The 14,975-nt window shown below is 48.9% G+C and carries 12 protein-coding genes and 2 rRNA genes (1 of these 14 cut by a window edge); 2 read left to right on the plus strand and 12 right to left on the minus strand.

Annotated features, from left to right (window positions below; translation table 11 throughout):
* Window position 1: 1 nt before the first annotated feature.
* The 9 genes from ACJJIQ_RS19210 to ACJJIQ_RS19250 all read right to left on the minus strand — a co-directional run bounded on the left by ACJJIQ_RS19210 (window position 2) and on the right by ACJJIQ_RS19250 (window position 9,755).
* Complete coding sequence (locus tag ACJJIQ_RS19210; RefSeq protein WP_445362757.1) at window positions 2–772, minus strand: VIT1/CCC1 transporter family protein; 771 nt, start codon at window positions 770–772, stop codon at window positions 2–4.
* An 11-nt stretch (window positions 773–783) separates the two neighbouring features.
* Window positions 784–1,266 (minus strand): GNAT family N-acetyltransferase, encoded by a 483-nt coding sequence (locus ACJJIQ_RS19215; RefSeq protein WP_445362758.1) that lies wholly within the window; start codon window positions 1,264–1,266, stop codon window positions 784–786.
* Between the two features lie 35 nt (window positions 1,267–1,301).
* The gene (locus ACJJIQ_RS19220) at window positions 1,302–2,069 is read right to left on the minus strand and encodes a hypothetical protein (protein ID WP_445362759.1); all 768 of its coding nucleotides are present in this window, start codon (window positions 2,067–2,069) and stop codon (window positions 1,302–1,304) included.
* A 13-nt stretch (window positions 2,070–2,082) separates the two neighbouring features.
* Window positions 2,083–2,664, minus strand: coding sequence for a hypothetical protein (locus ACJJIQ_RS19225; protein WP_445362760.1), 582 nt, complete (start codon window positions 2,662–2,664; stop codon window positions 2,083–2,085).
* Between the two features lie 130 nt (window positions 2,665–2,794).
* Window positions 2,795–4,687, minus strand: coding sequence for a DUF885 domain-containing protein (locus ACJJIQ_RS19230; protein WP_445362761.1), 1,893 nt, complete (start codon window positions 4,685–4,687; stop codon window positions 2,795–2,797).
* Window positions 4,688–4,875: 188 nt separating this feature from the next.
* Window positions 4,876–5,697, minus strand: coding sequence for a mechanosensitive ion channel family protein (locus ACJJIQ_RS19235; RefSeq protein ID WP_445362762.1), 822 nt, complete (start codon window positions 5,695–5,697; stop codon window positions 4,876–4,878).
* A 31-nt stretch (window positions 5,698–5,728) separates the two neighbouring features.
* Window positions 5,729–6,322 carry a DNA-3-methyladenine glycosylase I gene (locus ACJJIQ_RS19240; protein WP_445362763.1) on the minus strand — a complete coding sequence of 198 codons (594 nt, stop codon included), beginning with the start codon at window positions 6,320–6,322 and terminating at the stop codon, window positions 5,729–5,731.
* 105 nt (window positions 6,323–6,427) lie between these two features.
* Complete coding sequence (locus ACJJIQ_RS19245; RefSeq protein WP_444918531.1) at window positions 6,428–7,417, minus strand: SDR family oxidoreductase; 990 nt, start codon at window positions 7,415–7,417, stop codon at window positions 6,428–6,430.
* Between the two features lie 229 nt (window positions 7,418–7,646).
* A complete protein-coding gene (locus tag ACJJIQ_RS19250; RefSeq protein WP_445362764.1) occupies window positions 7,647–9,755 on the minus strand; it encodes a prolyl oligopeptidase family serine peptidase in 2,109 nt (702 codons plus the stop codon).
* A gap of 87 nt (window positions 9,756–9,842) precedes the next feature.
* Between ACJJIQ_RS19250 and dtd the strand changes: the two genes are divergently transcribed.
* Together dtd and ACJJIQ_RS19260 are read left to right on the plus strand one after the other, a co-directional pair.
* Window positions 9,843–10,280 (plus strand): D-aminoacyl-tRNA deacylase, encoded by a 438-nt coding sequence (dtd, locus tag ACJJIQ_RS19255; protein ID WP_445362765.1) that lies wholly within the window; start codon window positions 9,843–9,845, stop codon window positions 10,278–10,280.
* 108 nt (window positions 10,281–10,388) lie between these two features.
* Window positions 10,389–10,919 carry a GNAT family N-acetyltransferase gene (locus tag ACJJIQ_RS19260; RefSeq protein WP_445362766.1) on the plus strand — a complete coding sequence of 177 codons (531 nt, stop codon included), beginning with the start codon at window positions 10,389–10,391 and terminating at the stop codon, window positions 10,917–10,919.
* Window positions 10,920–10,951: 32 nt separating this feature from the next.
* Here the strand turns inward: ACJJIQ_RS19260 and ACJJIQ_RS19265 are convergent, their stop codons facing one another.
* The 3 genes from ACJJIQ_RS19265 to ACJJIQ_RS19275 form a co-directional block, all read right to left on the minus strand.
* A complete protein-coding gene (locus ACJJIQ_RS19265; RefSeq protein WP_445362767.1) occupies window positions 10,952–11,944 on the minus strand; it encodes a YncE family protein in 993 nt (330 codons plus the stop codon).
* A gap of 808 nt (window positions 11,945–12,752) precedes the next feature.
* Window positions 12,753–12,868, minus strand: a 5S ribosomal RNA gene (gene rrf / locus ACJJIQ_RS19270).
* Window positions 12,869–13,071: 203 nt separating this feature from the next.
* Window positions 13,072–14,975 (minus strand): 23S ribosomal RNA (locus tag ACJJIQ_RS19275); it runs 978 nt beyond the window's last position.

Here is a 14,975-nt window from a genome sequence, read left to right on the forward strand (position 1 = left end):
ATTAAGTCACCAAGTGGCGCAGTAGATAGCCAACGGCGAGTGCCAGGACCGCTGCGCTACTGCCAAAAAACAGAGTTTTTAAGCCCGCCACCAGCAGGTGGTGGGAAAACACCAATCCTTTGCACAAGCCAATAGCAAAAAAAGCGCAGACCGAAAGAACGGCGCTCGCATAAAATTGTTCGGCGGGATTAAGGCTGTGGAAAAGGTAGGGCAACAGGGGAATAGCACCTACACACAAAAAAGCGGCGAAGGTTATCAGTGCCGCCCCCAGAGGCTTATGCTCTAAGCGGCTTATACCGTACTCTTCCGCCAGCATTGTCTCTATCCACAGCTTTTGATTCGTGGTGATAGTGGCAACAATATTATCGAGAACTTCACCTCGAAATCCCTTTCGATAGAAAATCTGCCTGATCTCTTCCCGCTCTCCCTCGGGAATTAAAGCAATATGCTGACGCTCTGTACGCATAGCCGCGGCTCGTTGCTCACGCTCCACACTGGCGGCTTCATAATTGCTTACCGCCATGCTGAAACCATCAGCGATAAGGTTGGCAAAGCCCATCACGAGCACAACCGCTTCGGAGAAGCCTGCACCAAAAGCGCCTGCAACAATGGCAAAGGTAGTTACGCAGCCATCTATCGCTCCCAAAACAAAATCAGAGAGCCACTGTGACTGTGGACGACTTCGCAAGCGCGCCTCAATACGCTCCGGTCGATGCTCCTCAATTAGCGCTTCCCGGCTTTCCTGTTGGTGTTTTGGGTTTTGCCGGTCCATAACCAGGCGAGCTACTGTAAAAACCGCTGCATAACATAAGCATCTTGCAACCTTCCCAAAGGGTCGGTAAATGCTCTATCTAGCGTTTTGATAATAGTGAAGCCCAGCTCGGTATAAAGGGTTATTGCGGGCTCACTGTCGCTGGGAACGTAGTTGAACTGCATTTCCAAATAGCCGGCGTCCTGGGCTCTGGCGATTGCATGCTGGACCAGTGCACGATCTACACCGTGATCGCGCACATCCGTGTGCACGAGAAAGTTGGCTGTCGCGACATGGCTATGAATACCAGGGAAATTAACCCCTAATTTATACACCCCCAGCAGGTGGGGTAACTCTTCGGCAACATAAGTCTGTAAGTCGTCATTAAGCCATTGAGCAGAAAACACTTCTCGACTGATCTTATGCGAGAAAGGCAGATCCCCTCTGATTCGCACAACACTAAAGAGGCTCCACATGCCTTCGAGGTCATACTCTGTAGCCTGCCGAATATCCATAGAAATCCATATCTCAGACGGCTTGCCGCACTTGCCTAGCGCACAATGAAGCTCCCCCGATCCACACCGGTATTTCCAGTCTTGGGATCATAGGCATATAGCACAATTTCATAAACACCTGGCAAATCCGTCGCAAAGGGCGCACTAAAGGTATTCATAGTCTCCTGTATCTCTAGCGGCACTCGAGCAAATGATTTGCCATCTCTTTTAACCAATGCCACAACTTCTATCTTACTGCCATCCCAAAGCCCACCATCGGTAAGTGAACATCCGCACATCATTACCACATTAGCGCGAATCTCAAAGGGACTCTGGTCCAAGCCTGTATAGAGATGGGTCTGTGGGCTGAGTAAATCTACCAACATTCCCGGAATTTCCACAATCAGCCCATCACCAGAAATAGGCTTTCCCGGAACCAGCCATGTCTGTGTCTGCGCCACCACTCGGGCCTGTTTTTTGATATACGGCGCAAGAACTTCCACCGTCAGAAACACCGGCTCACTGATATTCAGTGTAGCGGTAAAATGTGCAGCGCCATCGGCGATAGATTGGAACCTCTCTCGGGGCGTTTTCATAATTCTGGTGGTGTCACCGGTGCTCCCTTGGGTAAGCCCCTTGGCAAGAATTTCCCCAGAATCTGCATCGCGAATAATAACCATGGCACCACCGATGGAGGAGCCAATAAACTTGGCATCCATGGCCTTGGCGCGCACGGTAATTTCAGTGGGTGTTGGCTCCGCCCATAAAGCGGAAGGAAACAGTTGTAATAGCAGAGCGACGATAATAAATCCTGAACGTCCCATAGATACTCCTCTCTTATACATTGCCCAGCAGATAATAAGCCCCAAAAATACCCACTCCCCAAAACGCAGCCCCTACAGCCAACCAAACAAAATTCCAGGGAGTAAATCTCGAGTTAGCCTGTCCTGAAATATCTCCATTAACCATATTGGCAGCTTTCTGTCCCTCATAAAGTGGCCACAATGTAAAGGGTAAGAGAAGTATGCTTACTATATCGATCAATGAAATTACATCGGAGTAATAGGAAATCCTGTCGACAATAGCCCCGGCAATCGCAAAAACTACATATAACGTAGCCCAAAGTGCCGGCACCCAGCGGTAATCCACCTTATCAATCTCGATACGGCTTTGAATCCTGGAAAAAAGAGAATGAGTAAAAAAGATAGAGAATATCGCCCGCATAACCGGCCACATATTCTCTCCACTAGCACGCTGATATTCTGCCCAATGACGGTAAAACCAATAAACTGAATAGATACCCACTGTACCTAGACTCATTACCCAGAACTTGGTTGGTGAAACTATATAAAACTGCGCTTCATCCTCTGAAACAGTATCTAATTCAGCCTCTGGGGCAGAGTAAATATTTGAATCCATTGGGACTTTTCCATAAACAATTATTTTAGGGAAAACCAGCTTTCCTCTATACACAGACGATATTCACAGAAATAAGCCCAATAAAAAAGCCGGGCTATGCCCGGCTTTTTAAAAGAGTCAGCTAAGAAGCTTATGATTGCTTCACTGATTCCACCCAAGAGGCTACGCGGCTCTCCAATACGGGCACTGGCAAAGCACCGCCACCCAGCACGGTATCGTGGAATCCGCGAATATCGAATTTATCACCCAACTGATCTTCAGCCTGCTTGCGCAGCTCCTGAATCTTCAGCATACCGATCTTGTAAGCGGTCGCCTGGCCCGGCCACGCCAGGTAACGACGTACTTCGGAACGTACTGCAGTCTCGGGGATTGCGGAGTTTTGCAGGAAGTACTCCACCGCTTGCTCTTCACTCCAGCCTTTGGCGTGCAGGCCGGTATCAACAACAAGGCGAATGGCTCGCCACATTTCAGCCGTCAGGTGGCCAAACAGGTTATAGGGATCTTCGAAGGCCCCCATTTCTTTAGCAAGCTTCTCAGAGTACAGCGCCCAGCCCTCTACATAGACAGTAAAGTGAGCCTGAGTGCGGAACTGCGGGATACCTTCCAATTCCTGAGCAATTGAGATCTGCATATGGTGACCGGGGTTGCCTTCGTGGTAGGCCACAGTTTCCATATCAGTCGTGGAATAGGCACTCATATCGGACAGGTGCGCATAGTAAATACCCGGGCGGGAACCGTCGGGAGTGCCGGGGTAGTAATGCTGGGCACCGCCATCCTGTTCGCGGAAGGACTCAACCCGCTTTACGACCAACTCAGCTTTCGGCAGAAGGCCAAAGTATTCCGGCAATTTCTGGGTAATGTTGTCCAGGAACGCGGTTGAGTCATCCAGGTAGCCCTGGCGACCTTCATCGGTATTCGGGTAGTAGAATTGACCATCTTCGCGAATAAACTTGAAGAAGTCCTGCAGGCTACCTTCGAAACCAACCTGCTTCTTGATAGTTTCCATCTCACCACGGATACGCGCCACTTCTTCCAGGCCGATATTGTGGATCTGGTCGGCAGTCAGGTCCGTAGTTGTGGTGTTGACCAGGCGCTGATTGTAGTAGGCCATACCATTGGGCAAGCTACTAGCACCTTGAGGCTCTGCTGAGGCCTTCTGCATATCCGCCTTGAGCCAGGTAACCAGCCCTTTATATGCGGGGAAGAACTCAGTCTCTAATGCCTTGCGCGCTTCCGCAGTCAGCTTGTCTGCCTGCTTCTGATCAATAGTACCGGCTTCGAGCAGCTCAGCGATTTTCCCTTTGGCACCGGCCCACAGAGGTGCGTCTTCACCATCGGTAAACGGCGCGCCTTCAATCAATTTACTGGACTGATCAATTGCACCCTCATAGGCAAAGCGCGGGGGGCGGATACCTTCTTTGGACGACAGCTTAGCGCGGTCAAGCAACTGGTTGATCGCGCGGGAGATACCACCGATACGGGTGATATACGCCTGCATATCTTCAACGTTATCGACCTTGTGGAAGTTCAGCAGGAAGTTGGGCAACTGCGATTGTGCACCTCCCATCTGCTCAAAGATGTAGCCGTGACGGATAAACGGCGCAGCGGCCTTGGCCTGTTCAAACTGATAAATCCAGATATCGTAGGAGGTTTTTCCTTCCTGGGTCAGCTTGCTGTAGTCGAAATTCTTCTTGAGCTCTTCAACACTTTTCTCTTGCCAAACCAAGCGGCGAGCCTCTGCGGCCTCACTCATATCGTCGATTTGGTCGTAGTGGTCTTTGCGACCCAGGTAGGACAGCTGAATCGGGCTGAACTGCAGCTGTTCCTCATAGCGCTCATCCAGCCACTCAGTCAGGCGCTTGGTTTCGGCAACCGCATCTACAGTTACTGAGGCCTCGGCAACCGCATTTTGGGGCTTATCTGCGTTGGCTGCAGCCTGGGTACTCTTATCACCCTGACAGCCCGCAAGGATAGCGACAGCCAGCAGGCTGGGGATCAGTGGGTTGTTCAGCTTTATCGGCATCTTCCTATCTCGATCAAAAGTTGTACAAAAAAACGCCGCTAACTTTGACACGAATTCGGTGAGGTGTCGATTCATGCCCCCCAGAACGCCATATGTTTGCGTTGAGTTGAGGCAAATCGGAGATTTTGGACTAGGTGGACCCAATACCTGGAGCAGGATATTGCCACAAGTGACCCTGCGGTAATGGACTAACGCCGGCTTGTGACCCGGTCCACGATATGTAGCTCTCGCTGGGGAAAGGGTACCGTCAAGCCTTCTGCCTCCAGTGCAGGCTTAAGCTTTTGCATCAGGGACCAATAAACATCCCAGTACTGATCATTGGCAGCCCAGGCCCGCAACTGTAAATTTACCGCGCTGTCAGCAAGCGCCTTAACAGCGAAACTTGGCTCTGGCTCAGCGAGAATACGGGGTTCCTGTTCTACCAAGCGACGTAATACTGTTAGACCGCGATCAATGTCATCGCCATAGGCGATACTCGCCACAATCTCGATACGGCGAGTCTTATTGCGACTGAAGTTGGTGAGCACTTGCCCCCAGATAGCACTGTTGGGTGCGGTAATACGCAGCCCATCCGTGGTATCCAGCTCCGTAGTAAATAGCCCTACCTCGCGAACAGTGCCCATTATGTTACCGAACTGAATCACATCCCCAACGCGGAACGGCCGCAATCCCAGCAGTAGAAACCCCGAAGCAATATTTTGCAGGGTATCTTTCAACGCTAAGGCTACTGCCACACCAGTAGCGCCGAGTAGAGCAATTAAGCTGGTAGTGTTAATACCAAAGACATCCAATACCAGCAGTGCGCCAACAATATAAACCGCCCAGCTCGAAATACTGCGCAGTACCGGGCGCAAGGTAACATCAAACCGGTCCGGCAGACGATCAACCGCTCGGCGAGCAAGATGGGCCACAAACAGCGTCACCAAAACTACCAGTAGTGCGGCCGCCAGCTTTAGGGATAATGCTGTTACTTGGGGCCAGTACTCGTTGAGCAAGCTATTAATATTCATCGACCCTCGAAAATAAATCCCTATTTTAAATTCAAGCCAAACCTAAATTCTGCGCCTCATCGACACAACACTGATGAGCCGGACACGTTTCCAAGTGATCATTGACCATTCCAGTTGCCTGCATATGCGCATACATAATGGTTGATCCCACAAAACTAAAACCCGCTTTCTTTAACGCCTTACTCATCGCATCAGATTCTGCTGTTGTGGCCGGCACCTGCTTCATGGAGCGGGGGCGATTAACAATCACTCTTCCACCGGTGAACTGCCAGAGAAAATCCCTTAAGGAAATACCGCGATCGCGCAACTCGAGTGTTGCCCGCGCATTCTTGATGGCCGATTCAACCTTGAGCCGGTTGCGAATAATTCCCGGGTTGAGGAGTAATTTCTCTACCTTTTTAGGCGTGTACCGAGCAATTTTTTCAGCATCGAAATTATTAAACAGTTTACGGTAATTCTCCCGCTTATTGAGCACTGTAATCCAGGATAAGCCCGCCTGGGCCCCCTCCAGCAACAAAAACTCAAACAGGGTTTGATCATCGGTAACCGGCCTACCCCACTCCTCATCGTGGTAACTTTGATAAAGTGGTGTAGACAGGCACCAGTCACAGCGCTTTTCCGCCATCATTACTTCCTTTTTATAACTAGCTTGCGCCGGAGAAAAAGTAATACTGAATAAGCTGTAAAACCAAAAGCAAGGCAACTAACCCAAAAATAATATTATTACGATTCACTTCGACTCCAACAAATTGTTCTGCACTAACCAATCGCGACATTCGCATAACATAGTATCCAAAGCCACCCCCGATTGATAACCGAGTTCACATTCAGCTTTAGCGCTACTAGCAACGACTCTCCGCGTTACCAACGTGGCTTTTTCAGGGGTAATAACCGGCTCTTGCCCACTCACCCGAGACCAGAGGTCAGAAAACCAGGCGATAGATTGAATTAGAAATGCCGGTGTGGTGCGTTTTGGTACAGGTTTATGCAATAGCTCAGCGATCTTTCCAAAGAACTCTAAAAAACTGGCATCCGTTCCGGCCAGGATATAATTTTCGCCACACCGTCCCTTTTCAACCGCATCGATATGGGCTCGCGCTACTGCACCGGCATGGCAAAAAGAACCCCAGCCCGGTGGAACACCTGGTAATTGATTTTTATCAATCAGAAAAAAGGTCTGCGCCCAGCTGGTGGTATCGTATTTACCAACAATTGCACAAGGGTTTAGAAATACCGCATCCAGGCCCTGCTCAATTTCCTTGCGAACGGCAATTTCCTCTCTTTTTTTCGTGTACAGATAGTGATGATGAGGGTCATCTGCCAGCTTATCACTTTCTTCAGTAATTCTTTCCTTATGGTAGCCATAAGCAGAAATTGAGCTGGTCACCACCATACGCCCTACATTTTTCTCCCTGGCAACTTTGGCAATATTCGCCGCCCCCTCAACATTATCTTTCCACTGCTGGGCATTACCGCCGCGCCACATACTGGTATTAGCCGCCATATGGAAAAGTGCATCGACATTATTTGGAATTGCAGCTTGAAGGGACTGAGGGTCATTCAGAGAGGCCTCAACCAGATTGACGCCCAGAGAACGCAACATATCGGTATTGGAGGTGCGCCGATGCATGGCGGTAACTTTCCATCCATCACCAACCAATTGCTCTACCAAATTAGCGCCGAGAAAACCGGTTCCCCCGGTTACAAATGCGTGTTTCATAAATCCACCGGATGAGTTGTTATCGTTATTCATACCCAGTGATTAGCTCTATCGAAGCCACCTCCTTCCGGAAGGGCAGACCGGTTGGTGATACCACCACTCCGACAGAGTGGGCGGCACACTAACTTCACTAGTGACACCGCCGCAAAACTAAACCCCTTTGCAATCGTCCTACCGGGAGTTTTATTAATTAATCCCGCTATTACTTTTGTTGGGTTAGTTGGAAAGACTACTCGATTTTCATGCCCAGCTGGTAGGCAAGGAAGCTCCACTGATTGGCGAAGTCTTCCACCTGCATCCATACCGGCTTGCCTGCACCGTGCCCAGCCCGAGTCTCTACGGCAAGCCAGACTGGTTTGTCACAGCCCTGATCTTTTTGTAGGGCTGCCGCAAATTTGTAGCTGTGCCAGGGAACCACTCGATCATCGCGATCGGCAGTTGTGATCAGCGTGGCCGGATAGCAGGTGCCCTCACGGGTGTTGTGGACCGGAGAATAGGCATGCAGCGCTTTGAACTCATCGCGATTTTCACTAAGCCCATAATCGCTCGACCACTGCCGGGCATTAGCGGAAGCGGTATGATATCGCAGCATATCCAGGACACCGACTACCGGTAATGCCGCCGCAAATAAATCCGGTCGTTGTACCAGCGTTGCCCCCGCCAATAGTCCACCATTGGAGCGACCACTAATAGCAAGCTTTTCAGGAGAAGTGACTTTCTCCTCGATCAGCCACTCAGCTGCAGCGATAAAATCATCGAAGACATTTTGCTTTTGCGTCTTGGTACCCGCCTGGTGCCAAGCATTGCCGTACTCGCTACCACCGCGCAAGTTGGCCAGTGCCAGGGTGCCGCCCATATCCAACCAACCGACAAAGCGGTTGTAGAAGCGCGGTAACTGAGCGGAGTTAAAACCACCATATCCATAAAGCAGCGTCGGGTTGGAGCCATCTCGCTTCATTCCCTTCTTATGCACGAGGAATAGAGGCACCCGGGTACCGTCCTTACTCTTATAGAAATGCTGACTCACAGTCAGATCGGAAAAGTCTGCTGCATATTTTGGCTGCTTGAACAGTTTGGTTTCACCAGTCTGTACATTCAGGTGGTAGATACTCGGCGGGGTAATAAAATTAGAGAAAGCATAGAAGGTCTCAACTTCATTCGGCTCACCATAAAACCCCTTCACTGAGCCCACCCCTGGCAGCTTCAGCTCATACTGTTTCTTACCGTTAGTATCGGTCACCAGCACTCGCGATTTTGCATCCTCCAGATAGTGAAGCACAAAGCGATCACCGATATAACTGGCACTCTGCAGGGCACTAGTCGTCTCCGGCACCAGATCGCGCCAGTGTTTGCGTTGCGGCTTATTCAGATCAATAGCGATTACACGGCCCAGCGGCGCCCCCGCACTGGTCTCAAAGTAAAAGGTGCTCCCTTTATTTCCGAGATACTGGTATAGGCCATCCCAGTCATCCAGAAGCTTAACTACCTTGCCGCTTTCATCGCGTAAATCGCGATAGTAAAAGCCGTTCGAGTCATAGCCGTCGAAGATGCCAAACAGGAGATAGTTGCCATCGTCACTCACCGTCGCGCCCGGGTTCCGGGTGGGATGATCGGTAATTTCATAGACCAGTTGATCACTCTCCTGGGCATCTCCCAGTCGGTGAAAATAGACGGCTACCTGTTTACTATCATCCGCCGTGCCATCTCTGTTAAACGGGTACCGGCTATAGTAAAAACCGGACTCATCCGGCGCCCAACTGGCATCACTAAACTTGATACCAGTCAGTTGTTCCTTCAGATCATTGCCTGTCTTTAGGTCGCGAATACGATAGTCGGTCCAGTCAGTGCCACCATCCGAGATACCGTAAGCCAGATAGCGGCCCTTTGGACTGACTTTGAGGCGCTTGGCAGCAATAGTGCCATCTTCACTTAGGGTACGTGGATCTAAAGCCGTATCGCCCTCAGCAGACAGGCTAGAGGCCTTATAGAAAACATTCTGATCCCAATCACCGGTGTTGTAGCTGTAGTAATAGCTATCGCCCTTCTTGTACGGAACACCGTAGCGCTCGTAGCGCCATAGTTCTGCAAGCCGGTCATTGATTTTCTGCCACCCGGGCAGCTCCTTCAAACGCGGTAATGAATGGTCATTCTGCTTGGCCACCCAACTCTTTACCTCATCACTGGACATTTTTTCCATCCAGCGATAGGGGTCAGCCACCTTTTGACCAAAATATTCATCAATTTGAGCACCCGGCTTACTATCCGGATAGCTATCAGCTGCGTGAACACTCACCGCAGCAAGTGCACCGGCAACCAGTGCCACTAGCTGTCTCTTCATACCGTTATTCTCGGTTTCTCTACTGGGAACAGTCCGCTAATCTAGGCGATTTAGACGATCGGTTCCAGAGCAGCAGAGAGAAGTGAGATGAAAGGATTGATCCAAAGGGTAAGCCATGCCCAGGTTAATGTAGCGGGAGAGGCCCTTGGGGCCATAGATAAAGGTATCCTCCTGCTGCTAGGTATCGAAGCCCAGGACACTACTGATAGTGCAGATAAGCTGCTGCACAAAGTCCTGAATTACCGTATTTTTCCCGATGATAAAGGGCGTATGAATCTCAACCTCCAAAAGGCGGGAGGTGGGCTCCTGATTGTCAGTCAGTTCACACTAGTTGCCGAAACTGATAGAGGTTTACGCCCGAGCTTTAGTCGCGGCGCATCACCAGAATACGCGGAGGAGCTCTACAACTATTTCGTTAAAAGTTCCAAAGCCCAATTTACGCCAGTGGCCACTGGAATATTTGCAGCGGATATGCAGGTTTCACTAATCAATGACGGCCCCGTAACTTTTATGCTGGAAACCTAGAGACCTTCCTCAGGCTCTTTCTGTTGTTTCACCTAATCAGGAAAACTCTACCAGTTGGTTAGGTTGCTAATGACTAAAAAATATCGCTAAAAATGGAGAGGCAAAAGGATGACTAAAAAGCCGATAGTAGTAAACAGTGATATCAAACTCGATTCACTTTTGGATGGTGACACAGAAATCATCTTTGCCTTAATTGAAAATAACAGACCACTGCTAGAGAAATATCTCTATTGGGCAAAGCTTGTTATCGACCTCCCGACCACTGAAAAATATATTACCGATAGAATATTCAGTAATAGCTTCGGAGCATCCTGGTACAAGATCCACTATTCAGGCAAGGTAGTCGGGATCTTTGGTATCAAGGAAATTGACCTTAAAAAACAAAATGCAGAAATAGGATATTGGCTATGTAAAAGCTGCCACGGCAATGGAATCGTGACTCGAATCGTAAATAGAATATCTAGCTACTTGAAAGATCTGCACGATATTCAAGCATTGAAAATTCACTGCTTATCTGAAAACAGTGCCAGCATAGCCGTAGCAGAACGCGTAGGTGGAGTGCATAGTGAAACTATTCCAAATTATTATTCGATTGATGGAATATTTCAGGACTTAAAAATCTACACAGTTCCTACCTGACTCATTATTTTAACAGTGGAGTGCAGGAATATTTATTGCTGAATATTTACTGGGCTCCACTCAATACCATCTGACCCTTGCCCCGCATTAAATATACGCTTAACTTTCCAAGTTGCAGTATCTATTTCAACAACTTTTCCATCTCTCTGAGAACCGGCAAATAAAAACTTTCCGTCCGGAGAGAAAAATAGCGATGCTGGCTGTCTGGCCCCTGCGCTGCCGACATCAATCTCATGTAACTGTCTACGGGTCTTGGCGTCATACACGAGTATACGATTACCATTTAAGTCTGCTACGGCTACCACTTCGCCATCAGGGTGAAACCTGATTCGGATAGGCAGAAAACCAACATCTATCGTTTCTTTTTGCTTTAACGTTTCAGTATCGAAAATAAAGATATTTTCTGACTGATTATTTCCTATCCATAGCTCGCTATTATCGGGGCTTACCCACACCGCCTCCGGCCCATCCCCTGCCGATATTGTAGATTTCAATTCCATAGTCTCTGTATCAATTACACTGAACGTATCCGACCCCCGGCTAGTAACGTAGGCGGTCTTCTGATCAGGTGATAGTGCAAGCATATGGCTACCTACCTGATCAGTACGGGCAACGCCCAATACTTTTCCTTCAGCCACATCCACCTTTATCACGTCGCTGGTTTCTTCTGTCGTAACAATCACATTATTGCTGTCGCCCAGCCAAGCGATACCGTGAGGGCCTTTGTGTGGACTGATATCAATTCTTTTCAGGCGCTTACCGCTCGCGATATCGAATACATTCAGCTCTTCTCCCACGTAGCCATCTTCAAGGTAAGAAACTACCACCACTTTAGATTTATCCGGCGACACTATTAATTCATGGGGCGAACCTCCAGTTTCCGGTTTCTTAACCTCTTGGCCGGAAGCCAGGTCAATAAAACTCACCGTGCCCTCATATTTATTTCCTACTACCAACGTCTGCGCCCTTAGCGATCCAGCAGCTAAAAGTACTAATGACATGGAAATTAAAAGTAGAAATCTCATTAGCAAGCCTCTCGGAGGAATTTGTCGCTAGTAGAATGTTTCCTTAACAGCACATCCCAGCGAGCCTTTTAGAACTGAAAAGTCAGCCCTGGTTATCCACTCAAACACTGGATAATAGATCGTAAAAATAGAATTCTTTAGATGTTTTCTTCATTACAGGGATGTTACTAACAGAATTCTTGGATAGTACTGTGCATAACTTTTGGATAGAGGTCTAGAAGCCTTTAATTTCGTGCAATGAAATAATTCGATTAAAAAACCAACGAAAAAAGTGTCAGGTTATCCACTAAAAGTAAGACCAGAACGTTACTAACAGAAAGTCTGGATAGAGTTGTGCATAACTTTAATAAACGGGCTGCAGGCCCCGTGGTTACAGGGGATTACTGCAGAGACTAAAAAATCACCGATATTTTTACCGGCTAAATTTAATTTTTGGCGGGAGTGGTATGGGTACTTTTCTGAGTTTTACGCGAGTTATTTTTGTTGGATTATTTTTTGAGTGAGTGTAAAGGCATTTGGAGAGAAGATCGGTAAAGACCTATTTTTATAGGCTTTTTAAGAGAGCGTCTGTTTAAGGTGCTCAGGTAGTTTTAGGTTTTTCTTTTTTTAATTACTGACTGATTTTTTAAATAGAAAGTTGAGCATTAAAGTTTTTCAGAATTACTTTTATTTTTTCTATTTAATTTTTACCAAGTTCTATCTGCTCTCTCTTTCTTCCATTTCTTAGTTTTTAGCTTTTGTTTTTTTAAATATTTTTCAGCCATAAAAAAAAGGGCCACCCTATTGGGTGGCCCTTTTCGGATTAGAAGCCTGACGATGACCTACTCTCACATGGGGAAGCCCCACACTACCATCGGCGATGTTGCGTTTCACTTCTGAGTTCGGCAAGGGATCAGGTGGTTCCACAACTCTATTGTCGTCAGGCAAACTGGCTTGGGTTGGCATTGGTCTTATAAGCAAAGTGCTTGGCCTGCCGTGTTATCGCTGTTTGCCTCGGTCATGTTGGTGACCGGCAATAACCCCAAATAAGTCGGTAAAACAATCTGTAGTAATACACCGCAAGCGATCGTATGTCTCTAACTCACAATCCGCTAGCTTAGCTAGTCGTTAGTAACCATCTCTGTTGTATGGTCAAGCCGCACGGGCAATTAGTACTGGTTAGCTCAACGCCTCACAACGCTTCCACACCCAGCCTATCAACGTGGTAGTCTTCCACGGCCCTTCAGGAGGCTCAAGGCCTCAGGGAGATCTTATCTTGAAGGAGGCTTCCCGCTTAGATGCTTTCAGCGGTTATCCCGTCCGAACATAGCTACCCGGCAATGCCACTGGCGTGACAACCGGAACACCAGAGGTTCGTTCACTCCGGTCCTCTCGTACTAGGAGCAACTCTTCTCAAATCTCCAACGCCCACGGCAGATAGGGACCGAACTGTCTCACGACGTTCTAAACCCAGCTCGCGTACCACTTTAAATGGCGAACAGCCATACCCTTGGGACCGGCTTCAGCCCCAGGATGTGATGAGCCGACATCGAGGTGCCAAACACCGCCGTCGATGTGAACTCTTGGGCGGTATCAGCCTGTTATCCCCGGAGTACCTTTTATCCGTTGAGCGATGGCCCTTCCATACAGAACCACCGGATCACTATGACCTACTTTCGTACCTGCTCGACATGTCTGTCTCGCAGTCAAGCGCACTTATACCATTATGCTCATTGCATGATTTCCGACCATGCTGAGTGCACCTTCGTACTCCTCCGTTACTCTTTGGGAGGAGACCGCCCCAGTCAAACTACCCACCATACACTGTCCTCGATCCGGATAACGGACCAGAGTTAGAACCTCAAACATACCAGGGTGGTATTTCAAGGACGGCTCCACAACAACTAGCGTCGCTGCTTCAAAGCCTCCCACCTATCCTACACAAATAGGCTCAAAGTTCAGTGCAAAGCTGTAGTAAAGGTTCACGGGGTCTTTCCGTCTAGCCGCGGGTACACTGCATCTTAACAGCGATTTCAATTTCACTGAGTCTCTGGTGGAGACAGCGTGGCCATCGTTACGCCATTCGTGCAGGTCGGAACTTACCCGACAAGGAATTTCGCTACCTTAGGACCGTTATAGTTACGGCCGCCGTTTACCGGGGCTTCGATCAAGAGCTTCGCCGAAGCTAACCCCATCAATTAACCTTCCGGCACCGGGCAGGCGTCACACCCTATACGTCCTCTTACGAGTTTGCAGAGTGCTATGTTTTTAATAAACAGTCGCAGCCACCTGGTCACTTCGACCGGCCTCAGCTTAGGGAGCAAGTCCCATCACCAAAACCGGCGTACCTTCTCCCGAAGTTACGGTACCATTTTGCCTAGTTCCTTCACCAGAGTTCTCTCAAGCGCCTTGGTATTCTCTACCTGACCACCTGTGTCGGTTTAGAGTACGATTCACTATTACCTGAAGCTTAGAAGTTTTTCCTGGAAGCAGGGCATCAACCACTTCACCCACTAAGTGGGCTTCGTCATCAGTTCTCAGCCTTAGGGACCCGGATTTGCCTAAGTCCCCAGCCTACAACCTTAAACATGGACAACCAATCGCCATGCCGGCCTAGCCTTCTCCGTCACTCCGTCGCAGTAATAGCGAGTACAGGAATATTAACCTGTTTCCCATCGACTACGGCTTTCGCCCTCGCCTTAGGGGTCGACTAACCCTGTCCCGATTAGCGTTGGACAGGAACCCTTGGTCTTCCGGCGGGGAGGTTTTTCACCTCCCTTATCGTTACTCATGTCAGCATTCGCACTTGTGATACCTCCAGCAGACCTCCCGATCCACCTTCAACGGCTTACACAACGCTCCTCTACCATGCTCCTAAGAGCATCCGCAGCTTCGGTTATCAGTTTGAGCCCCGGTATATCTTCCGCGCAGGCCGACTCGACTAGTGAGCTATTACGCTTTCTTTAAAGGATGGCTGCTTCTAAGCCAACCTCCTAGCTGTCTGGGCCTTCCCACATCGTTTCCCACTTAACTGATATTTGGGACCTTAGCT

This window comes from Microbulbifer maximicatervae (SeqCode) (assembly GCF_052468295.1).